This window comes from Arthrobacter sp. P1_B9, from assembly GCF_056406495.1.
On sequence record NZ_JBFUAA010000007.1, the window covers coordinates 17,069 to 38,316 of the forward strand.

At 68.6% G+C, this 21,248-nt stretch carries 17 protein-coding genes; 14 read left to right on the forward strand and 3 right to left on the reverse strand.

Features of this window, described 5'->3' with window-relative positions; all coding sequences use genetic code 11:
• The first annotated feature begins 11 nt into the window (after window positions 1-11).
• From AC1D1A_RS11355 to AC1D1A_RS11385, 7 genes are all read left to right on the forward strand, one after another.
• On the forward strand, window positions 12-800 hold the full coding sequence (locus AC1D1A_RS11355) for a PP2C family protein-serine/threonine phosphatase (RefSeq protein ID WP_476947768.1): 789 nt from the start codon (window positions 12-14) through the stop codon (window positions 798-800).
• Between the two features lie 53 nt (window positions 801-853).
• Entirely contained in the window at window positions 854-2,035 is a 1,182-nt protein-coding gene (locus AC1D1A_RS11360) for an MFS transporter (RefSeq protein ID WP_476947769.1), read from the forward strand.
• Between the two features lie 132 nt (window positions 2,036-2,167).
• Entirely contained in the window at window positions 2,168-4,423 is a 2,256-nt protein-coding gene (gene ligA, locus AC1D1A_RS11365; RefSeq protein WP_476947770.1) for an NAD-dependent DNA ligase LigA, read from the forward strand.
• A complete protein-coding gene (locus AC1D1A_RS11370) occupies window positions 4,420-5,256 on the forward strand; it encodes an inositol monophosphatase family protein (protein WP_476849357.1) in 837 nt (278 codons plus the stop codon). Before ligA ends, AC1D1A_RS11370 begins: the two co-directional genes overlap by 4 nt.
• A gap of 112 nt (window positions 5,257-5,368) precedes the next feature.
• Complete coding sequence (locus tag AC1D1A_RS11375; RefSeq protein WP_028278313.1) at window positions 5,369-5,872, forward strand: GNAT family N-acetyltransferase; 504 nt, start codon at window positions 5,369-5,371, stop codon at window positions 5,870-5,872.
• Window positions 5,873-5,986: 114 nt separating this feature from the next.
• On the forward strand, window positions 5,987-6,370 hold the full coding sequence (locus AC1D1A_RS11380; RefSeq protein WP_476849359.1) for a RidA family protein: 384 nt from the start codon (window positions 5,987-5,989) through the stop codon (window positions 6,368-6,370).
• Window positions 6,371-6,452: 82 nt separating this feature from the next.
• Complete coding sequence (locus AC1D1A_RS11385; RefSeq protein WP_476849360.1) at window positions 6,453-8,168, forward strand: SulP family inorganic anion transporter; 1,716 nt, start codon at window positions 6,453-6,455, stop codon at window positions 8,166-8,168.
• Between the two features lie 28 nt (window positions 8,169-8,196).
• Here the strand turns inward: AC1D1A_RS11385 and AC1D1A_RS11390 are convergent, their stop codons facing one another.
• Both AC1D1A_RS11390 and AC1D1A_RS11395 read right to left on the reverse strand, forming a co-directional pair.
• Window positions 8,197-8,868: a response regulator gene (locus AC1D1A_RS11390; protein WP_476849361.1), complete on the reverse strand. Its 672-nt coding sequence runs from the start codon at window positions 8,866-8,868 to the stop codon at window positions 8,197-8,199.
• On the reverse strand, window positions 8,861-10,615 hold the full coding sequence (locus AC1D1A_RS11395) for a sensor histidine kinase (RefSeq protein ID WP_476947771.1): 1,755 nt from the start codon (window positions 10,613-10,615) through the stop codon (window positions 8,861-8,863). Before AC1D1A_RS11395 ends, AC1D1A_RS11390 begins: the two co-directional genes overlap by 8 nt.
• Window positions 10,616-10,784: 169 nt before the next feature.
• Here AC1D1A_RS11395 and AC1D1A_RS11400 point away from each other — a divergent pair, with 169 nt between their 5' ends.
• The 4 genes from AC1D1A_RS11400 (at window position 10,785) to gatB (ending at window position 15,802) form a co-directional block, all read left to right on the forward strand.
• Window positions 10,785-12,266: a CitMHS family transporter gene (locus tag AC1D1A_RS11400; RefSeq protein ID WP_476871585.1), complete on the forward strand. Its 1,482-nt coding sequence runs from the start codon at window positions 10,785-10,787 to the stop codon at window positions 12,264-12,266.
• A 176-nt stretch (window positions 12,267-12,442) separates the two neighbouring features.
• Window positions 12,443-12,739, forward strand: a complete 297-nt coding sequence (gene gatC, locus AC1D1A_RS11405) for an Asp-tRNA(Asn)/Glu-tRNA(Gln) amidotransferase subunit GatC (protein ID WP_026537696.1) — start codon at window positions 12,443-12,445, stop codon at window positions 12,737-12,739.
• A 4-nt stretch (window positions 12,740-12,743) separates the two neighbouring features.
• Window positions 12,744-14,297, forward strand: a complete 1,554-nt coding sequence (gene gatA / locus AC1D1A_RS11410; RefSeq protein WP_476947772.1) for an Asp-tRNA(Asn)/Glu-tRNA(Gln) amidotransferase subunit GatA — start codon at window positions 12,744-12,746, stop codon at window positions 14,295-14,297.
• Window positions 14,297-15,802, forward strand: coding sequence for an Asp-tRNA(Asn)/Glu-tRNA(Gln) amidotransferase subunit GatB (gene gatB / locus AC1D1A_RS11415; protein WP_476947773.1), 1,506 nt, complete (start codon window positions 14,297-14,299; stop codon window positions 15,800-15,802). The genes gatA and gatB overlap by 1 nt, the downstream gene beginning before the upstream one ends.
• Window positions 15,803-15,805: 3 nt before the next feature.
• On the opposite strand, the gene AC1D1A_RS11420 is transcribed toward gatB, so the two are convergent.
• Window positions 15,806-16,714 carry a LysR family transcriptional regulator gene (locus AC1D1A_RS11420; RefSeq protein WP_018774590.1) on the reverse strand — a complete coding sequence of 303 codons (909 nt, stop codon included), beginning with the start codon at window positions 16,712-16,714 and terminating at the stop codon, window positions 15,806-15,808.
• A gap of 179 nt (window positions 16,715-16,893) precedes the next feature.
• Here AC1D1A_RS11420 and tdh point away from each other — a divergent pair, with 179 nt between their 5' ends.
• The 3 genes from tdh (at window position 16,894) to AC1D1A_RS11435 (ending at window position 21,245) form a co-directional block, all read left to right on the forward strand.
• A complete protein-coding gene (tdh, locus tag AC1D1A_RS11425; protein WP_223914081.1) occupies window positions 16,894-17,940 on the forward strand; it encodes an L-threonine 3-dehydrogenase in 1,047 nt (348 codons plus the stop codon).
• Window positions 17,941-18,037: 97 nt separating this feature from the next.
• On the forward strand, window positions 18,038-19,249 hold the full coding sequence (locus AC1D1A_RS11430) for a glycine C-acetyltransferase (RefSeq protein WP_243179652.1): 1,212 nt from the start codon (window positions 18,038-18,040) through the stop codon (window positions 19,247-19,249).
• An 823-nt stretch (window positions 19,250-20,072) separates the two neighbouring features.
• Entirely contained in the window at window positions 20,073-21,245 is a 1,173-nt protein-coding gene (locus tag AC1D1A_RS11435) for an NAD(P)/FAD-dependent oxidoreductase (protein ID WP_476947774.1), read from the forward strand.
• Window positions 21,246-21,248: the final 3 nt, after the last annotated feature.

Here is a 21,248-nt window from a genome sequence, read left to right on the forward strand (position 1 = left end):
TGAGGACCGCCATGAACCCATCGCCAGACGCCCCCATCCCGCCCTCGGACGGAAAACAGGGACCGCTACTGCGCTGCGGGTACGGCACGGACCGGGGACTGCGCCGCGAGGCGAACGAGGACTCCTTCATTGCCGCGGACCCCGTCTTCGCCGTGGCGGATGGCATGGGCGGGCACGAGGCCGGCGAAGTTGCCAGCGGCATCTGCGTGCGCACCTTGGCCGAGCTGCCACAGTCCAAGACCGGCAGCCGGGATGCGACGGCGGACATCCTGCAGGAGTACCTGCTCATGGCCGATGCGGGCATCCGTCACGCCACCGGATCGCGTGCCGGAACCACCCTGTCCGGCGTCGTGGTGGTGGAACAACAGGACGTTCCGTACTGGCTTGTCCTCAACATCGGGGACTCCCGCACGTACCGGTACAGCCACGGCCAGCTCGCACAGATCAGCGTGGACCATTCCGAAGTCCAGGAACTCCTCGACGCCGGCCAGATCACCGAGGCCGAGGCCGCCGTGTACCCCCGCAGGCACGTGGTGACACGGGCGCTGGGAACCGGGGATGACTCCGAGGCCGACTTCTGGCTGGTTCCCCTTGAAGACGGCGACCGGATGCTGGTCTGCTCCGACGGCCTCAACGGCGAACTCAGCGATGAGAAGATCGCCGGCATCCTCGCGGCCGAGGCCGACCCCCAGGCGGCCGTGGACGAACTGATCCAGGCGGCCTTGCGCAGCGGCGGCCGGGACAACATCACGGCGATCGTGGTCGACGCCCGGACTGCAAACGTGGACGAGCCAGCCTGACCTCGCGGTCAGCGTCAGACCGAATTCGCGGTTCGTCCCTTAGGATCGCGGGCATGGGGACTAAGCCGGATCGAAGGAAAGCAGCGGGCACTGCCGCAACCCTGATTGGAGGGTCCGCGGAAATAATGGACTTCCTGATCCCGCTCTGGGGCGGCATTGAACTCGGCATCGGGCCAAGAGCGATCGGAGCCCTCGTCGCCGTCGAGCTCGTCGTCTCGGTGATCGCACGTCCGATTTCCGGCTGGCTGGTGGACACCCGGGTGCGAACGACAGCGGGTGCGGCAGGAGCCGTGCTCTACGCGGTGAGTTGCGTCGGCTACGCCGTCGCGACGTCGCTGCCGCTCGCCTTCGCCGCTGCAATTGTTGGCGGTATCGGCGGCGCGTTCTTTTGGATTGCGGTCCGGGCAATCGCGGCCGAGTTCCTCGATCGCGACTCTGGCTCGCTGGCCGGGCTGCTGTCCTCCGAAGCACTCGGATCGTGGTTCTTCTGGATTCCAGCGATGGTCCTGCTGCCTCTGACCGGCTTCAGCGGGGTCTTCGGGACCCTCGCCGTTGCCTGTATTATCGCGGCGGTCCTGCTGCTCCGCGTGCCAAAGTTCCTGGCGCCACCGCAGGAGGAGCCGTTGGACGGGTTCCGGGGCGAAGGCAGGCGCCTCGCCCCGCTGCTGCTGATCGCGCTGATGACCGCAGTCGCCGAGGCCGGTGTGTCGCTGCTCCTGCTGCTTCACCTGCAGAAGGCGCTTGAGCTGGAGGTCTACCAGATTGCACTCATCTACCTGCCGGGCGGCATCGTGCTTACGGTTATGCCACGAGCGCTGCACCGGTTCGTTGAACGGCGGGGCCGGCGTACGGGATACGTCCTCGCGTCCGTCGCGTCGGCACTGACTGCGGCCGGCCTCGCGTTCACGCCCAGCCCGCTCGTGATCGCCGCGCTCTGGGTACTCACGAGTGCCTCATGGGCGATCTTGCTGCCGATCCAGCGGGCAGTCGTAGCTGAGGTCAACCGGCACCGCGTGGGCCGCGGCATGAGCCTGCTGACCAACTCCGAGATGCTCGGGGCAGCAGCCGGGTCGCTGCTGGCGGGTCTGCTATACGACGGTGGATCGTGGCAGCTCTCATGCCTGATCTTCGCGGGCATCATCCTCAGCGGAACCGTCCTTGGCCCACTCGCGCTCACGAAACTGGGCGTTCGCGACCGCCCGGCCGCCGATCTGGCCGCCGTCAACAGCGGCTAGCACGGCTCTCCACCGGCGCAGAATTCGTCCCCGGGCCGGGCGAGGTGTTCACCTGTTCGATCTGTGGCCGGACCGGACCCCAGACCGGACCCTGGACCGGACAATGTCGGGGATCTAGGGCAGGATAGGTCTGTGAGCACAGGGAAGACCGCAGCAGAGACCGCAGCAGGGACTGAAGAAGCAGCCGAAGCAGCCCCCGGGCCCGTCACGGACCCTCAGGGCCCCGACGGGCAGGTCCCGTCCGGGGACATCCGCGCGGAGTATGAAGGCCTGGTGGAGCAGGTCCGCAAGCACCGCTTTGCGTACTACCAGCAGGACGCGCCGATCATCTCCGACGCCGAGTTCGACGAGCTCTACCGTCGGCTGGAAACGCTCGAAGCCATGCATCCGGAACTAGTGGCCAACGATTCGCCCACGCAGGAAGTCGGCGGCGAGGTGTCAGCGGCGTTTGCCGCCGTGCAGCATTTGCAGCGCATGTACAGCCTGGAGGATGTCTTCTCGCTCGAGGAGCTGGAGGCCTGGATGGTCAAGGCCGAGGCGGGGGTCGCCAAGCTCGGCAACGGCGGGAACCCGCCGTCGTGGCTCACCGAACTGAAGATCGACGGCCTGGCCGTCAACCTGCTCTACCGCGACGGCGCCCTGGTCCGGGCCGCAACCCGCGGGGACGGCACCACCGGCGAGGACATCACGCACAACGTCCTGACCATCAAGGAAATCCCGCAGCAGCTCAGCGGCACCGGCTTCCCGGCGGAGGTGGAAGTCCGCGGCGAAGTCTTCATCCCGTCGCAGGCCTTCGCGGAATTCAACGAAGCCCTGATCGAGGCCGGCAAGGCGCCGCTGGCCAACCCGCGCAACGCCGCCGCGGGTTCGCTGCGGCAGAAGGACCCCGCGGAAACCGCCAAGCGGCCGCTGCGGATGTATGTCCACGGCATCGGCGCCCGCGAGGGTCTCGACACCGCCAGCCAGTCCGAGACGTACCGCAAGCTGGCCGAGTGGGGACTGCCGACGAGCCCGTATTTCGAGGTCCTGGCCGGGCTGTCCGACGTCCTGGAATTCATCAAGCGCTACGGCGACAAGCGGCACAGCCTCACCCACGAGATCGACGGCATTGTGATCAAGGTGGACGACTTCGCCACCCAGCGGGCCCTGGGCTACACCACCCGGGTGCCGCGCTGGGCAGTGGCCTACAAGTACCCGCCCGAAGAGGTCCATACCAAGCTGCTCGACATCGCCGTCAACGTCGGCCGCACCGGCCGGGTCACCCCGTACGGCGTGATGGAACCGGTCAAGGTTGCCGGCTCCACCGTGGAAATGGCCACCCTGCACAACCAGGAAGTGGTCAAGGCTAAGGGCGTGAAGATCGGCGACATTGTGGTGCTGCGCAAGGCCGGAGACGTGATACCGGAAATTGTGGGCCCGGTGCTGGCGCTGCGGGACCAGCAGGACCCTCCCGTCCGCGACTTCATCATGCCCACCGAATGCCCCGCGTGCGGCACGCCGTTGGCCCCCGGGAAGGAAGGGGATGTGGACATCCGCTGCCCCAACTCCCGGTCCTGCCCGGCGCAGCTGCGCGAACGCGTCTTCCACCTTGCCGGCCGCGGCGCCTTCGACATCGAGGCCCTCGGTTGGGAAGCCGCCATCGCACTGACCCAGCCGGCCGAGCCCGCGGAGCCGCCGCTGACCACCGAGGCGACATTGTTCGACCTCACTCCGGAGCAGCTCGCGGACGTCCGTGTCCGCCGGGAGAAGCGCTCCAAGGGCGCCGGCACAGGGGAATTCGAGCTGGTGCCCTACTTCTTCACCAAAGCCACCACCAAGACCCCGTCCAAGCCCACGGCCACGACGGACAAGCTCTTCCGGGAGCTGGAAAAAGCGAAATCCCAGCCGCTGTGGCGGATCCTGGTGGCTTTGTCCATCCGGCACGTCGGCCCGCGGGCCTCGCGCGCCCTCGCCACCGCGTTCGGCAGCATGGACGCCATCCGGCAGGCCTCCGAGGAGGAGCTCGCCCACGTGGACGGCGTGGGCCCGGTCATCGCCCAGGCGCTGACTGAATGGTTCGCCGAGGACTGGCACCGCGACATCGTGGACCGCTGGGCGGACGCCGGCGTCCGGATGGCGGACGAACGCGACGAGTCGACGCCCAGGACGCTGGAGGGGCTGACCGTGGTGGTGACCGGGAGCCTCGAGGGCTTCAGCCGCGATGAGGCCAAGGAAGCCATCCTGATCCGCGGCGGCAAGGCGGCCGGATCGGTGTCGAAGAACACCAGCTACGTGGTGGCGGGCGAGAACGCCGGCACCAAACTGGACAAGGCCGAACAGCTTGGCGTCCCGGTCCTGGATGAGGACGGCTTCCGTGCCCTGCTGGCGAACGGGCCGGCCGGCGAATGAGTTCCCACTCCGCGGGTCCTCCCGCACCTGGCGTTCCGGGGCTGCTCGAACTGGCCAAATCGGCCGCCGCGGCGGGGGCCGCCGTCCTGGCCACCCGGAAGACTGCGGCCCTGGACGTCAGCAACAAGGGCGACTCAGGAGACTGGGTGACCGCCTTCGACCTCGCCGCCGAAGCCGCCGTCCGGGACGTCATCACCGCCGCCCGGCCGTGGGACATCATCACGGGCGAGGAGGGCGGCACCGTCCTGCCGGCGGAGCCCAGCGGCTACCGCTGGTCCATCGACCCGCTCGATGGCACCACCAATTTCATCCGCAACATCGTCTACTACGCCACCTCCGTGGCGGTGGCCGACGCCGACGGCGTCTGGCTGGCCGGCGTCGTCAGCGCACCGGCGCTAGGACGCACCTACTACGCGTCCCGCGGCGAGGGCGCCTGGCTCCAGGAACAGGGCCAGGTGACCGCCCTGTTCGGCCCGGTCCCCGGACGGACCGGCCAGATCCTGGCCACGGGCTTCAACTACGATCCCGGCGTGCGGGCGGAACAGGCCGCAGGCCTCGGCAGCCTGATGGACGGCTTCGCCGACATGCGCCGGCTCGGGTCCGCGGCGCTGGACCTGTGCCTCGTGGCGGACGGCACGCACGACGCCTACGGTGAGCGCGGGCTCAACGAACACGACTTCGCCGCCGGGGCCCTGATCGCCGAGGAGGCAGGCTGCTGGGTGCGCCGGCCGCGGCTCACCAGCCCCCTGGCCGGCGGCCCCTCCGACGACGAGCGCCTGGCCGCATGGACGTGCGCCGGTCCGCTGGAACTCTCCGGCAAGTTCCCGCTCTAACGTCGTCCCGCCGGGCCGGCTCTACGCCTGTCAGATGCGCCTGAGTGATAGTTCAGTCACGGAAACGGCCTTTCCGGGCACTGCCCGGGCCGGGCGCCCGTACCATTGACAGGTGCCTTCGCAGATCCTCATTCGCCCCGCCGTTCCGGCCGACTTCGACGCCATAGCGCGCATCACCCGGGACGCCTACCTGGCGGCAGGCTACTTTGAGAGCGCCGACCACCCCTACATGCAGCAGATCCAGAACGTCGGGCAGCGCGCGGCGGCCGCGACGGTTTGGGTCGCCGAGCGTGAGGGCCGGATCCTCGGCTCCGTGACGCTGGCGGTCGCCGGCGAGCCCTACGCGGACATCGCCTTCAGCGACGAGCTCGAGTTCAGGATGCTCGTGGTGGACCCCTCCGTGCAGCGCAGCGGTGCCGGCAAGGCCATGGTCCAGGCCATCATCGAGCACGCCAGGGCCCTTCCCGGTATCCACGCCGTGGCCCTCACCACGGGCGAGAGCTGGGAAAGCGCCCACGGCCTTTACCTGAAGACCGGCTTCGTCCGGGCGCCGGAGCGCGACTGGCTCGTGCCGGGCACGGACATCAAACTGCTCGTTTACCGCCAGGAACTCTAGCCGGGGCGGTGGCCCCGCGCAGGTCCGCCGACACAAATCAACCCGGTTTGGCGGCCCGGCCGTCCGGCGCCCTACAGTTGTGCCGATCCCTGCGGCAACTGCGAAAGGCCCACCATGCGCAAGACCTTCGGTACCGGCTCCACCTGGGAACAGACCCTCGGCTATTCCCGGGCTGTCCAGGTGGACAACACCCTCTACATCTCCGCGACCGCCGCCAGCGGCGAGGACGGAATCGTGGGCGAAGACTTCTATACCCAGACCAGCTACATCCTGCAGAAGCTCGGCGCCGTGCTGGCCGACGCCGGCTTCGGCTTCGAGGACGTGGTGCAGTCCAAGCTGTACCTGACGGACATCAGCCAGTGGGAAGAGGCCGGCCGGGCCCACGGCGAGGTCTTCGGCGACATCCGCCCCACGCTCTCCCTCGTTCACGTGCTGCCGTTCCTGGATCCCAAGATGCTCGTCGAGATCGAACTCGTCGCCCAAAAGAGCGCCGCCTAGGGCCAAAGCGACGCTTGCCCGGGGCGTTGCGGGGGCCGGGGGGACTCTGGCGGAACCGCCGGACTTGGAGTAAGAAGAGCGCATGACCAAGGCACCCGGGCAGGGGCCCGCCAGGATCCCCCTCATCGGCCAGTTCCGCTCCTATGACCGCTCGTGGCTGCGCGGCGATCTGATTGCCGGGGTCACCGTCGCGGCCCTGATCGTTCCGAAGAACCTCGGGTACGCAGGCATCGCCGGGATTCCGCTGCAGAACGGGCTGTATGCCGCGGCCGCCGGCGCCATCGTGTACGCGATCTTCGGCACGTGCCGGCAGATCTCGATGGGCCCGAGCTCGGGCCTGGCGGCGGTGGCCGCGAGCGCCGTGCTCGCGGCAGGCATCACCGGCGAGCAGGATATCGCCTCGTTCGTTGCCGGAATCACCCTCGCCTCCGGGATCCTGTTCCTGATTCTTGCCGTCTTCAAGATGGGCTGGATCGCGCAGTTCCTCTCGAAGGCCGTGGTCACCGGCTTCCTTTTCGGCGCGGCGATCGACGTCGTGATCGGCGAGCTCCCCAAACTCACCGGGACCGAGGTCACCGGCTCCAACCCGCTCCAGGAGCTGTGGTCCTGGCTGGGCACCCTGGGCGAGGCGCAGCCGACCACCGTGGTGGTGGGGGTCATCGCGCTGGCTGTCGTCTTCGGGCTGAAAGCCATCGCTCCCCAAGTCCCCGGCGCCCTGGTCCTGGTGGTGGGCGGACTGGCGGCGGAGGCGCTCTTCGGTCTCGGGGCCAAAGGCGTGGCCCTGGTAGGCGACGTACCCAGCGGGCTGCCCTCGCTGCAGGTCCCGGACGGTCAGCTCATGTGGGACCACGTCGGCACCGTGGCGCTCGCGGCGGTGGCGCTGGTCCTGATCGGTTTCTCCCAGACCGCCGGGGATGCGAGGGCGTTCGCTGCCAAACACCGCTACCAGATCGACATCAACCAGGAATCCATTGCCCAGTCAATGGCCAACATCGCCTCGGGTCTCTTCAAGGGGATGCCCGTCTCGACGAGCCTGTCCGCGAGCTCGCTGAACGACCACTCGGGGGCGAAGACCGGACTGGCCTCCCTCACCTCGGGCATCACCGTGCTGCTCACGCTGCTCTTCCTGGCGCCGCTGTTCTCGATCCTCCCCAAACCGGTTTTGGCGGCGCTGATTATCGAGGCCGTCGTCATGGGCATGATGAACGTGCCCGAGCTGCGGCGGCTGGCCCGCGTGCAGAAGTTCGACTTCTGGATTGCGGTCGCGGCGATCATCGGGACCCTCATCTTCGGCGTGCTGGCGGGCGTCGTCATTGGAATCGGACTCTCGCTCATCTGGCTCGTCCGGGTGGCGACCCATCCGGAGATGCCCGACCTGGGCCGCGAGCCCGGTACCCAGGTCTTCCGCGATGCCGGTGAGCATCCCGGCGACGAGAAAGTTCCCGGCATTGCCGTGATCCGGTTCGACGGCGGCCTGTTTTTCGCCACGGCCGATGCACTGGAGGACCGCCTGCGCGACGTCATCCAGTCGACGCCGGGGCTCACCGGGATCGTGCTCGACTGCGGCGGGATCAACTTCGTCGACTCGCAGGGGGCGGCAAAGGTGGCGGACATCGTCATCCTCGCCCGGGAGGCCGGGGTCAACCTGCGCCTGACCCGGCTGAAGCCCGCGGTCCGGGCGGTCCTGGAGCGCGACGGCGTGATCGAGCGCATCGGGGTGGACATGATCCACGGCAACATCCACAGGGCCGTGCAGGCGGAGCAGGCGGCGGCACAGAAGGAGCCCGACGGCGCCTAGGTTGGCTTCGCTGCTTGTGTCGCGGCGCCTAGCGGGCGGCCGGGGCGGGGATTCCGTAACGGTGCTCGGGCCGCCCGGTGGTGCCGTAGCGCAGCTGGATGTCGACGGCGCCGTCGTCCGCCAGCGCGGACAGATACCGCTGGGCGGTGGCCCGGGACACGCCGACCCGGGCGGCGACGTCGGCGGCCGAATACTGCTCGCCCGGCACCAGGGATTCCAGCACCGCGGCCTCGGTGGCGGAGCGGGGACGTGCCGAGGCGACGACGTCGCCCGGGATCAGGGCGCGCTTGGCGCGCTCCACCGTCTCCTGGCTGACGGAGCCCGGCTGGGCCAGGATCCGGCGGTAGCGTGCATAGGAGCGCAGCTGCTGTGAAAGAGATTCGGCTGTGAAGGGCTTGAGCAGGTAGCCCAGTGCCCCGCGGCGGAACGCGAGGCGCAGCGAGGCCGTGTCCGAGGCCGCGCTGAGGATCACGGTGTCGACGTCCAGTTGGTGCAGCAGGTCCAGGCCGGAGGCGTCCGGCAGGTAGACGTCCAGCAGCACCAGGTCCGGGCGGAGGCTGTGGATGGCCTGCAGCGCCTGGGACGCCGAGCCGGCCGGCGGCAGCGCCAGGAAGCCGGCCACCGAATCCACATAGGCGGCATGCAGCTTGGCGACGTGGAAATCATCGTCGACAATCAGCACCCTGAAATCCTCAGACATCGTTGTCCTCCCGGTTTGCTTCAGTGATTCCAGGTTCGGTATTTCCCGGCAGCGTTGGCCCCGGTTCGGTGGTTCCCGGCAGCGTGGCCACGAAAACGGCGCCCGGGCCGCCGGGGGAGCCGGCCTCGAGCACCCGCACGTCTCCGCCGCGGCGGCGCGCGAGCTGCCGGGACAGCGCCAGCCCCAGGCCCTGCCCTCCGCCAGGGCGCGCGGGCCGGACCGAGGTCGTGTAGCCCTCCGCGAAGACCCCCTCGGTCTCGGCGGCTGTCATTCCGCCGCCCAGGCCGTCGCCGGAATCGGCCACCACAATGTGGAGTGTGCCGGTGCCTCCGTTGATGCCCGGTTCGTCCAGCACTTCGACTTCCACCCAGCGCTCGGCCGCGGAACCGGCGACGGCGGCGTTCACGGCGTTGTCGATCAGGTTCCCCAGGACGGTGGTGACGTCCTGGGGTTCGGTGACGCGGCCGCGGACCAAGGATTCCGGGCCGAGGCGGAGGCTCACGCCGCGCTCGTCCGCCTCGACGCCCTTGGCACCGAGGAAGGCCTGCAGGTAGGGGTCCTGGAGCAGCTCGGCCTGGTCCACCGGGAATGCCAGCGGCCCGGTGCCGGCCAGTTTGGCGAGATAGTCCTGGGCCTGCTGGGGCTCCCCGATGCTCATGAACCCGGCGATCGTGTGCAGCTGGTTGGCAAACTCGTGGCGCTGCGCCCGCAATGCCGCGGACATCGTGCCGACGGCGTCCAGCTGGCGGGTCAGCTGCTGCAGCTCGGTCCGGTCCCGCAGCATCACCACCCAGCCAAGGTCCTCGCGGCCGTGCAGGGCCTTGCGGGCGCTCACCACCAGCACCTGGCCGCCGGCCACGAGTTCCACCGCCTCGCCCTCGGCCGCATCGGCCCGGGTCAGGGCCTTGAGCTGCTCCGGGACCGGTGCGGCGGCCCAGGCCGTGCCCGCGAGGTCCGGGACACCGAGCAGCCGCTGGGCGGCGGCGTTGAAAACGCTGACCCTGCCGTCGGCCGAAACGCCGATCACGCCGTCGTCGACGCCCTGCAACACGGCCACCTGGTCGTGCACGAGGGTGCTGATCTCCTCGGGTTCGAGCCCGAGGGTCAGCCGCTGGAGCCGCCGCCGCAGCAGGAAGGAGGCGAGCACGCCGGCCAGCAGCGCGCCGGCGGCCGTGACGGCGATGGGGATGATGTCCCGGGCCAGGCTTTGGCTGATCGTCTCGGTGGAGTAGCCCACGCTCACCTCGCCCACCACCGCCGTCGAGTCCGGGGCATACACCGGGACCTTGGCGCCGGCGGACGGGCCCAGCGTGCCCGTGTTCCGCGTGGTGACCTCCCGGCCCGCGAGGGCGTCCGAGGGGTCGGTACTGACCTTTTCGCCCAGCCGCTCCGCGTCGGGGTGCGCCAGCCGGATGCCGGTCTCGTCCGTAATGACCACGAACAGGGCCCCGGTGCGGGTGCGGGCACCCTCCGCGGCAGCCATCAACGGACCGGCCAACAACTCGGCGGCCGGGGGAGCGGCGGGAAGAGCGCTGATGGACTGGACCTCTGCCCGCACTGAGGGGTCAGAGGCCACCGTCCGGGCCAGGGTCAGCGCCTGGTTCTCCGCCTCGCGGCCCAGCCGGTCATAGCTCAGCCAGGCGTGGACGGCGCTGCTCAGCAGCACCACCAGCGCCACGACGCCGAGCTGCAGCAGCAGTGTCTGGGTCGAAAAGCGCAGGGCCGGCAGAGCTGTGCGGCGCTTCATCGGGCTCCTGCCTGGGGTTGGTACGGACGTGAGCAAAATGCGCAAAATGCATCCAATAAGCAGTATGCCAATCAATTGAGCCAAAGGCCCAGTCGTGACGGGCGCCACTCTAACGTCTGTAGTGCGCATCACACCGGAGTGGTGTCATTCAACGAAGAAGGAGCCGGCCGTGCTGGTATTACTAGGATTCGCCATGATCGCGGTATTCATGGTGCTGATCATGACGAAGAAGTTGACGCCGGTGCTGGCGCTCATCATTGTTCCCACAGTCTTCGGGCTTTTCGCCGGCGCGGGCCTCGGGATCGGCCCGATGGTCATGGACTCCATGAAATCCATGACCTCCACCGCCGCGCTGCTGATGTTCGCGATCATCTACTTCGGGCTGATGATCGACGTCGGGCTCTTTGACCCCCTGGTCCGGTTCATCCTGCGCAAGCTCGGCAACGACCCCGCCAAGGTGGTCCTGGGCACGGCCATCCTCGCGGCAGCGGTCTCCCTCGACGGTGACGGCTCCACCACCTTCATCCTCACCACCGCGGCGATGCTGCCGGTCTACCTGCGGCTGAAGATGAGCCCCGTGGTCCTGACCTGCGTGGCCGGCCTGGCCAACGGCACCATGAACATCCTGCCCTGGGGCGGCCCGACCGCCCGCGCCGCCTCCGCGCTGAAGCTCGACGTCAATGATGTCTTCGTGCCCATGGTCCCGTCCCTCATCGCCGGGCTCATCGTCGTGCTGGTCTTCTCCTGGCTGCTCGGCCTGCAGGAACGCAACCGCCTCCGCGCCGTCGCCCCCGAGATCTGGGGTGTCCCGGATACAGCCGCAGCCTTCGACGGCGACGCAGACGGCGCAGCCGGCGGCAGCGCGGCCGGCGGTACCGGAATCCGCCGCGGCCGCAAGGGCCCCGGCGCCTCGCCCGCCGGGCTCTCCCCGGAAGGATCGTCCGTTGCAGTGCTGGAGCGCGCCGATTCCCTCGTTGACGACCGCGACTCCGCCATGGCCGACACCGCCCTGGACCCCAACCGCAAGACCCTCCGTCCCAAGCTGTTCTGGTTCAACCTCGGCCTCACGGTCGCGGTCATGGTGACGCTCGTCGCCAACGTCATTCCGCTTCCGTTCGTCTTCATGGTCGGCTCCGCCATCGCCCTGCTGGTCAACTTCCCCAAGGTCAAGGACCAGAGCGCCCAGCTGATCGCGCACGCTCCCTCGATCGTCGCCGTCGTCAGCATGGTCATGGCCGCCTCGGTCCTGACCGGCGTCCTCAACGGCACGGGCATGGTCAAGGCCATGTCGGAATGGCTGGTCCAGATCATCCCGTCGGACATGGGTCCGCTGATGGCCGTGATCACCGGCGTCCTGAGCATCCCGATGACGTTCTTCATGAGCAACGACGCCTTCTACTTCGGCGTCCTGCCGGTCCTGAGCGAAACGGCGGCCCACTACGGCGTCAGCGCCGCCGACATGGCCCGCGCTTCCATCACCGGCCAGCCCTTCCACCTCCAGAGCCCCCTGGTCCCGGCCATCCTGCTCCTGGTCTCCCTCGCCAAGGTGGACCTGGGCGACCACCACAAGAAGGTCCTGTGGCGCACGGCCGTGATCTCCCTGGTGATGCTCGGCGTCGGAGTGCTCACCGGAGCCATCGGCATCGGCTAACCACTCCCAACAACACCAACCAACGCGGGGTCACTTACGGCCCATTCGGGACCTCCGGATGGACCGTAAGTGACCCCGCGTTGTTTGTGGTCGTCGTTCCAGGCGGCGGACAGTAACCACCGTCCAACCCACGTAGACTGGGACGGAAAATTATCCATACCTTGCAGGGGAGATCCATGGCTGCGATCAACCGCGACGACGTCGCGCATCTCGCGCAACTCGCGCACATCGAGATGAGTGCTGAAGAGCTGGACAGGATGGCCGGCGAACTCGCCGTCATCGTGGATTCAGTGAAGTCCGTCAGTGAAGCCGCCGGTGATGACGTCCCGGCCACGTCCCACCCGATTCCGCTGACCAATGTGTTCCGCGAGGACGTCGTGGGCCACACGTTTACGGCCGAGCAATCCCTCTCCGGTGCCCCCGACGCGTACGAAGGCCGTTTCAAGGTCCCGGCAATCCTGGATGAGGACTAAGACCATGACTGAGAACAACGAACTGATCCGCCTCTCCGCCGCTGCGCTCGCCGAGAAGCTGGCCGCCCGCGAGATCACCGCCGTCGAGGTCACCCAGGCCTACCTGGACCGCATCGCCGCCGTCGACGGCAAAGTCCACGCCTTCCTCCACGTCAACACCGACGAGGCGCTCGCCGTCGCCGCCGAAGTGGATGCGATCCGCGCCGCCGGCGGTGCCGCCGCCGAAGAGCTCCACGTCCTCGCGGGCGTCCCGATCGCCGTCAAGGACCTCATCGTCACGATCGGGCAGCCCACCACGGCCGGCTCGAAGATCCTCGAAGGCTGGCACAGCCCCTACGACGCCACCGTCGTCGAGCGCCTGCGCGCCGCCAAGATGCCGATCCTGGGCAAGACGAACCTCGACGAATTCGCGATGGGCTCCTCCACCGAGCACTCCGCCTACGGGCCCACGCACAACCCGTGGGACCTGGACCGCATCCCCGGCGGTTCCGGCGGCGGCTCCGCTGCCGCCGTCGCGGCCTTCGAAGCCCCGCTGGCCCTCGGCACGGACACCGGCGGTTCCATCCGCCAGCCCGGCGCCGTCACCGGCACGGTCGGCGTCAAGCCCACCTACGGCGGCGTCTCCCGCTACGGCGCCATCGCCATGGCCTCCTCGCTGGACCAGATCGGCCCGGTCTCGCGCACGGTTCTCGACTCGGCCCTGCTGCACCAGGTGATTGGCGGGCACGATCCGCGCGACTCCACCTCGCTGCCGGACCCGCTCGAGGACCTCGTGGCCGCGGCCCGGACCGGCAACGTCGAGGGCATGAAGATCGGCATCATCAAGGAGCTCCACGGCGAGGGCTACCAGGCCGGCGTCGAGAACCGCTTCAACGAATCCCTCGAGCTGCTCAAGGGCGCGGGCGCCGAGATCGTCGAGGTCTCCTGCCCCAACTTCAAGTACGCCCTGGGCGCCTACTACCTGATCATGCCGTCCGAGGCGTCCTCCAACCTGGCCAAGTTCGACGGCGTCCGCTACGGCCTGCGGGTCCTGCCCAAGGACGGTCCCATGACCATCGAGCGGGTCATGGGCGCCACCCGCGCCGCCGGCTTCGGCGACGAGGTCAAGCGCCGCATCATCCTGGGCACCTACGCCCTGAGCGCCGGCTACTACGACGCCTACTACGGCTCGGCCCAGAAGGTGCGCACCCTGATCCAGCGCGACTTCGACGCCGCCTTCGAAAAGGCCGACGTGCTGATTTCCCCGACGGCGCCGACCACGGCGTTCAAGCTCGGCGAGAAGCTCAACGACCCGCTGGCGATGTACCTCAACGACGTCGCCACCATCCCGGCGAACATGGCAGGCGTCCCCGGCCTGTCCCTGCCCGGCGGCCTGGCCGACGAGGACGGACTGCCCGTGGGCATCCAGCTCCTGGCCCCGGCCCGCCAGGATGCCCGCCTGTACCGCGTCGGCGCGGTCCTGGAATCCCTGCTCGAGGCGCAGTGGGGCGGCCCGCTGCTGGAAAAGGCCCCCTCGCTCACTGATTCTGCCGTTTCAAGCCACGGAGGCTCACACTAATGACTGACGCAACCCTCAGCTTCGAAGAGGCGATGGACAAGTACGATCCCGTCCTTGGGTTCGAGGTCCACGTGGAGCTCAACACCAAGACCAAGATGTTCTCCTCCGCGCCGAACGTCTTCGGCGATGAGCCGAACACCAACGTCAACGAGGTGGACCTCGGCATGCCCGGCGTGCTGCCGGTGGTGAACAAGACCGCGATCGAGTCCTCGATCAAGATCGGCCTGGCGCTGAACTGCAAGATCGCCGAGACCTGCCGCTTCGCCCGGAAGAACTACTTCTACCCGGACACCCCGAAGAACTTCCAGACCTCCCAGTACGACGAGCCCATCGCTTACGACGGCTACCTTGACATCGAGCTGTCCGACGGCACCGTGTTCCGCGTCGAGATTGAACGCGCGCACATGGAGGAGGACGCCGGCAAGCTGACCCACATGGGCGGCGCCACCGGCCGCATCCAGGGCGCGGACTACTCCCTGGTGGACTACAACCGTTCCGGTGTGCCGCTGGTCGAGATCGTCACCAAGCCGATCGAGGGCGCCGGCAGCCGCGCCCCCGAACTCGCCAAGGCCTACGTGGCCGCCGTCCGCGAGATCGTCAAGAACCTCGGGGTTTCGGACGCGAAGATGGAGCGCGGCAACGTCCGCTGCGACGCCAACGTCTCGCTGCGCCCGCACGGCCGCGAACGTTTCGGCATCCGTTCGGAGACCAAGAACGTCAACTCGCTGCGCGCCGTCGAACACGCGGTCCGCTACGAGATCCAGCGGCACGCCGCCGTGCTGGACTCCGGCGAGCCGGTCATCCAGGAAACCCGCCACTGGCACGAGGACACGCGGACCACGACGTCGGGCCGGGCCAAGTCCGACGCCGACGACTACCGCTACTTCCCGGAACCTGACCTGGTCCCGATCACCGCGTCCCGCGAATGGGTCGAGGAGCTCCGGGCCACCCTGCCCGAGCCGCCGGCCGCGCGCCGCAAGCGGCTGCAGGCCGACTGGGGCTACTCGGACCTGGAGTTCCGCGACGTCGTCAACGCCGGCGTCATGGACGAGATCGAGGAAACCATCGCAGCCGGCGCCACCGCCACCGTGGCCCGCAAATGGTGGATGGGCGAGATCGTCGGCCGCGCCAAGAACGCCGACGTCGATCCCGGCCAGCTGGGCGTCAACCCGGCCACCATCGTGGAACTGAACAAGATGGTTGAGGACGGCAAGATCAACAACAAGATGGCCTCCGAGGTCCTGGACGGCGTGCTCGCCGGCGAAGGCACCCCGGCGGAAATCGTCGAGAAGCGCGGCCTCGCCGTGGTCTCCGACGACGGCCCGCTGCTCGAAGCGATCGACGCGGCCCTCGCCGCGCAGCCCGGCGTCGCGGACAAGATCCGCGGCGGCAAGGTCCAGGCGATCGGCGCGATCGTCGGCGGGGTCATGAAGGCCACCCGCGGGCAGGCCGACGCCGGCCGCGTGCGCGAGCTGATCCTCCAGCGCCTCGGCGTCGAGGGCTAGCCCCTAGCCGCCCACTAAATCGGTCATGATGGTCTGCAGTGCTTCGCAGACCATCATGACCGATGTGCGTTTAAGGTTCTCCGGCCGGGCCAGGACGTCGATCCGGCGCCGGGTGCTGATGCCCTCCAGCGGCCGCAGCACAATGTCCGGGTTCAGCACAGGCCGCGCGGTGTGCCGCGGCAGCAGGCCGATCACGCCGCCGGCCGCCACGAGCGCCGCCACGGTCGAGTAGTCGTTGATGCGGTGCACGATGTTCAGCTCACGGCTGGAGACCGCCGCGACGGCGGAAAGCACGTCGGCGGGGGAGTAGCCGGCGCGGCTCGTCACCCACGGTTCGCCCACGACGTCGTCCGCCGTCACCGCCCGCTGGCCGGCCAGCCGGTGCCCGGCCGGCAGCGCCACGTCCAGCGGCTCATGCGCGAGCGGGATCACCGCGACGCGTTCCTCGGGCCAACGCGGGCTGTGGTCCATCCGGTGCGCCAGGACCAGGTCGTAGCGCGCCGTCAGGGCCGGGAAATCCTGCTGGGCGACGTCCTCGTCGGAGAGCAGGATCCGCGGCTGGCCCGGGCCGTCCAGCAGCCGGGCCAGCGGCGCGAACAATGCCTGCCCGGCGCTGTGGAAACCGCTGAGCGTCACCGGCGCCACCGGCGAGCCGTGGTAGGCGCCGATCGCCATCTTCGCATCCGCCATCGCGCTGACCACCGCGGCCCCGGCGTCCGCCAGCACCTGCCCGGCCTCCGTGAGCACCAGGTTCCGGCCCTCCTTGCGGGTCAGCGGCACCTCCACGGTCTTCTGCAGTGCGGCCAGCTGCTGGGACACGGCCGACGGCGTCACCAGGAGGGTTTCGGCGACGGCCTTGACGCTGCCCAGTGCTCCGAGTTCGCGCAACATCTCCAGCTGGTGGATTTCCATGCCAGCCATTCTATGCAACAGCAATTGCTAATTCGTCGATTGAGAAGAATTCGGTTGTGCTAATGCTTTCTGGTGGGTCTAATGGGTGAGTTGACCCACACGCCCGCCCCGCATGCGGAACAGAACACGCGGAACAGAACGCGCGGAGCAGGACCCCAAAAGCACAGTTAGGAAGGCCCATGAAGGCTCTCTACAAAGCCGGCGCCCACGCAGGATTCGAGCTCGTCGACCGTCCCGAGCCGGAGACCGGCCCCGGGGACGTCAAGATCCGCGTCATGACCACCGGCATCTGCGGCACGGACCTGCACATCCAGGCCTGGGACGCCTGGGCGCAGGGCATCATCAACGCCCCCCTGATCGCCGGCCACGAGTTCTACGGCGAGGTCGTGGAGACCGGCGAGGACGTCCTGGACGTCAAGGTGGGGGACCGGGTCTCCGGCGAAGGCCACATCGTCTGCGGAATCTGCCGCAACTGCCGCGCCGGCCGCCGGCAGATGTGCATCAACACCGTCAGCGTCGGCGTCCAGCGCGACGGCGCCTTCGCCGAGTACGTGGTGATCCCCGAGACCAACGTCTGGGTCCACCAGGACCCCTCCGTCACCCCGGAACTCGGCGCCATCTTCGACCCCTTCGGCAACGCCGTTCACACCGCCCTGAGCTTCCCGCTGGTCGGCGAGGACGTGCTGATCACCGGCGCCGGACCCATCGGCCTGATGGCGATCGCCGTCGCCCGGCACGCGGGCGCCCGCAAGATCGCGATCACCGACGTCTCCGCGCCCCGGCTGGAACTGGCCCGCAGGCTCGGCGTCGACCTCGCGATCGACGTCTCGAAAATGCGGGTCAAGGACGCCCAGCGCGAACTCGGCATGCGCGAAGGCTTCGACATCGGCATGGAAATGTCGGGACACCCCACCGCGCTGCCTGAGATGATCGACAACATGAACCACGGCGGCCGGATCGCGATGCTGGGACTGCCCAGCCAGTCCATCGACATCAACTGGGGCAAGGTGGTCACGCACATGCTGACCATGAAGGGCATCTACGGCCGCGAAATGTTCGAGACCTGGTACGCGATGAGCGCCATGCTCTCCTCCAACCCTGCCCTGCACGCAAACATCTCGGCCGTGGTCACGGACACGCTGCCGGCCACCGACTGGGAAAAGGGTTTCGAGGTGGCCCGCGCCGGCGTCGGCGGCAAGGTGGTCCTCGACTGGACCGTTTTCTAGGCCCCTTTCCTGACCGCGCGCTTCCGGGCCCCTGCCGGACACCGCCTTCCACGCACAGTATTCCGCCCCCGCATCCAACCAGCCGAGGAGCCAACCCATGTATTCAGCCATCAAGGACCAGCTGCAGCACGAACTCGATGAGATCCGCAGCGCCGGTCTGTTCAAGACCGAGCGGCACATCGACTCGCCGCAGGCCAACCGCATCAAGGCCGGGCAGATCGGCGAGTCCGGCGCCGACGTGCTGAACTTCTGCGCCAACAACTACCTGGGCCTCGCCGACCACCCGGACATCATCGCCGCGGCGAAGACGGCCATGGACGAGCGCGGCTTCGGCATGGCCAGCGTGCGCTTCATCTGCGGCACCCAGGACCTGCACCTGGCACTGGAAAAGCGTGTCTCGGCGTTCCTCGGCACCGAGGACACCATCCTGTTCTCCAGCTGCTTCGACGCCAACGGCGGCGTGTTCGAGTCCCTCTTCGGCCCGGAAGACGCCGTCATCTCGGACGCCCTGAACCACGCGTCCATCATTGACGGCATCCGGCTCTGCAAGGCCCAGCGCTTCCGCTACGCCAACCAGGACATGGCGGACCTCGAATCGAAGCTGATCGAGGCCACCACGCAGGAGAACCCGGCCCGCCGCAAGATCATCGTCACGGACGGCGTCTTCTCGATGGACGGCTTCCTGGCCCCGCTCGAAGCGATCTGCGACCTCGCCGACAAGTACGACGCCCTGGTCATGGTGGACGATTCACACGCGGTGGGCTTCATGGGAGCCACCGGTGCCGGCACGCCGGAACACGCCGGCGTCTCGGACCGCGTGGACATCTACACCGGCACGTTCGGCAAGGCCCTCGGCGGCGCCTCCGGCGGCTATGTCTCGGGCCGCGGTGAGGTGGTGGCGATGCTCCGCCAGAAGGCCCGCCCCTACCTGTTCTCCAACTCGCTGGCCCCGGCGATCGTCGCGGCCACGCTCAAGGCCCTGGACCTCGTGGAAAACTCCGGCGAACTGCGCGGCAAGCTCTTCGCCAACGCGGAGCTCTTCCGGAACCGCATGAGCGAGGAAGGCTTCGACCTGCTCCCCGGCGAGCACGCCATTGTCCCGGTGATGTTCGGCGACGCCGTCATGGCCGCCAAGGTGGCCGATGCCATGCTCCACAACGGTGTCTTCGTCACGGCGTTCAGCTACCCGGTGGTGCCCAAGGGCGCCGCCCGGATCCGCGTCCAGCTTTCGGCCGCACACAGCGCCGACGACGTTGAGGCCTGCGTCCAGGCGTTCGTGCGCAGCCGCGCAGCAGTGGCAGCAGCCTAGAGCGCCTGATCGCCGGGCCGGGCCCCCGCTTTCAGCACGGGTCCGGCCCCACCCTGCCCGGCCTTGCCCCGGCCTTGCCCGTTCATCCCGGCATCCTCCTCTGGCTTGCCGGGGGACATGTCCAGCTCCGGCGGCGAGGACTGGACATAATGCCACTCTGTCCAATGGCCACGACCAACGAGGGGCATGTCCCGGGCCGGTACGCCGCAACGGGGGACATGTCCAGGCGCGCGGACCAGGGAAGTGCCTGTCCCGGGCCTGCACGCGGCAACGGGGGACATGTCCAGCTCCGGCAGCGAGGACTGGACATAATGCCACTCTGTCCAATGGCCACGACCAACTAGCGGCATGTCCCGGGCCGGTACGCCGCAACGGGGGACATGTCCAGCTCCGGCAGCGAGGACTGGACATAATGCCACCATGTCCAACGGCCACGACCAACGAGGGGCATGTCCCGGGCCGGCCCGGGGCAACGGGGGACATGTCCAACGGCCATGACCACGAGGGGCATGTCCCGCGCCTGCACGCCGCAACGGGGGACATGTCCAGTCGTGCGGACCATGGAAGGGCATGTCCCGGGGCGGTGTGCACAATTTATCCAAGCAACCGGGATTCCAAGAAGGTTGCCACCAAACTCGGAATCGTGGAGACGGCATGTGCCGAGAACACCGTGAGCCACTGGATTTCAACGCCCTGGGACCCAACAACGGCGCAGGTGATGACTGTGGGACCCGATTGACGTTGCTCGCTCGGGCGCAGGTTGCGGCAAACGCCGGATACCGGGACGTGATCACCTGACCCGACGATCTGCAAGGATGGGATCATGTCAGCTCATTACGATGTCGTAATTGTCGGCGGCGGGATCGCCGGCCTGTCCCTTGCTTCCGCCTTGGCCGGGCACTGCAGCGTGGCCCTGATCGAAGCCGAGCAGACCCTGGCCTACCACACCTCGGCCCGCTCAGCCCGGCAACTGATTCCCAGCTACGGACCGCCTGTGGTCCAGGAGCTCACCGTCCGGACGCTCGACCTCATCGCGGCCCAGGACGCCGAACGTCCGGAACCGGTGCTCACCCCGCGCAGCTTCATGCTGATCGGGGACGACGCCACCGTCCGGGCGGAGGCAAGCGGACACATGCAGCGGATCACCCACGCCGAGGCACTGGATCTGTGCCCGGCCCTGGTCCCGGATTCGTTCAGCGCCGCCGGGCTGGACACCGGGTCCTTCGCCTGCAACGCCCCTGTGCTGCTCGAGGACCACCGGCGGCTCGCCGTGGCCGGCGGCGTGGACATCATTACCGGCGCCAGGGTCCATTCCGCCCAGCGGCTGGGCACCGGCTGGGAACTGGGCGCCGGGCAGGAAGGCTTCCAGTCCGCCGTCGTGGTCAATGCCGCCGGTGCCTGGGCCGACGAGCTCGCCGTCCTCAGCGGCGTCGAGAAGCTCGGCCTGCAGCCGTACCGGCGCACCGCGGCGATCGTCGACGTCGAGAATCCCCTCCCGGAAGCCAGCCCGATGGTGGCGGCGGCCGATGACAGCTTCTACTTCCGGCCGGACAACGGCCAGGTCCTGATCTCGCCCGCCGAACACGTGCCGAGCGGACCCGAGGACGCCCGGCCCTATCCCGGCGACATCGAACGGGTCATCGCCCGGCTCAACGAGGTCACGACGCTCGGGATCCGGAACGTCCGCACGGCCTGGACGGGGCTGCGGACGGAGGCGGCCGACGGCGTCCCGGTGGTGGGGTTCGACGCCGAGGCCACCGGATTCTTCTGGCTCGCCGGCCAGGGCGGGTACGGATTCCAGACCTCATCCGGCGTCGCGGAACTGGCCGCCGGGCTGATCCTCGCCGGCCAGGGCACCGCCCCGGCCCTGGCCCCGGCCCTGACCCCGGCTGTGCCCCCGGCCCTGACCCCGGCTGTGCCCCCGTCCACCGAGGCCAGTCCGGCATCCCGGACAGCGGAGGCGCTGGCCGCGACCCGCTGGTCCATCCGGCGCTGAAGA

What these genes read in the sequence shown, in the direction of transcription:
- AC1D1A_RS11390 (WP_476849361.1), bottom strand. Translation starts at nt 8,868, where the DNA reads ATGTCTGAGGATTTCAGGGTGCTGATTGTCGACGATGATTTCCACGTC.
- AC1D1A_RS11420 (WP_018774590.1), bottom strand. Translation starts at nt 16,714, where the DNA reads ATGGAAATCCACCAGCTGGAGATGTTGCGCGAACTCGGAGCACTGGGC.
- AC1D1A_RS11360 (WP_476947769.1), top strand. Translation starts at nt 854, where the DNA reads ATGGGGACTAAGCCGGATCGAAGGAAAGCAGCGGGCACTGCCGCAACC.
- AC1D1A_RS11370 (WP_476849357.1), top strand. Translation starts at nt 4,420, where the DNA reads ATGAGTTCCCACTCCGCGGGTCCTCCCGCACCTGGCGTTCCGGGGCTG.
- gatB (WP_476947773.1), top strand. Translation starts at nt 14,297, where the DNA reads ATGACTGACGCAACCCTCAGCTTCGAAGAGGCGATGGACAAGTACGAT.
- tdh (WP_223914081.1), top strand. Translation starts at nt 16,894, where the DNA reads ATGAAGGCTCTCTACAAAGCCGGCGCCCACGCAGGATTCGAGCTCGTC.
- AC1D1A_RS11355 (WP_476947768.1), top strand. Translation starts at nt 12, where the DNA reads ATGAACCCATCGCCAGACGCCCCCATCCCGCCCTCGGACGGAAAACAG.
- gatA (WP_476947772.1), top strand. Translation starts at nt 12,744, where the DNA reads ATGACTGAGAACAACGAACTGATCCGCCTCTCCGCCGCTGCGCTCGCC.
- AC1D1A_RS11435 (WP_476947774.1), top strand. Translation starts at nt 20,073, where the DNA reads ATGTCAGCTCATTACGATGTCGTAATTGTCGGCGGCGGGATCGCCGGC.
- AC1D1A_RS11385 (WP_476849360.1), top strand. Translation starts at nt 6,453, where the DNA reads ATGACCAAGGCACCCGGGCAGGGGCCCGCCAGGATCCCCCTCATCGGC.
- gatC (WP_026537696.1), top strand. Translation starts at nt 12,443, where the DNA reads ATGGCTGCGATCAACCGCGACGACGTCGCGCATCTCGCGCAACTCGCG.
- AC1D1A_RS11430 (WP_243179652.1), top strand. Translation starts at nt 18,038, where the DNA reads ATGTATTCAGCCATCAAGGACCAGCTGCAGCACGAACTCGATGAGATC.
- AC1D1A_RS11380 (WP_476849359.1), top strand. Translation starts at nt 5,987, where the DNA reads ATGCGCAAGACCTTCGGTACCGGCTCCACCTGGGAACAGACCCTCGGC.
- AC1D1A_RS11395 (WP_476947771.1), bottom strand. Translation starts at nt 10,615, where the DNA reads ATGAAGCGCCGCACAGCTCTGCCGGCCCTGCGCTTTTCGACCCAGACA.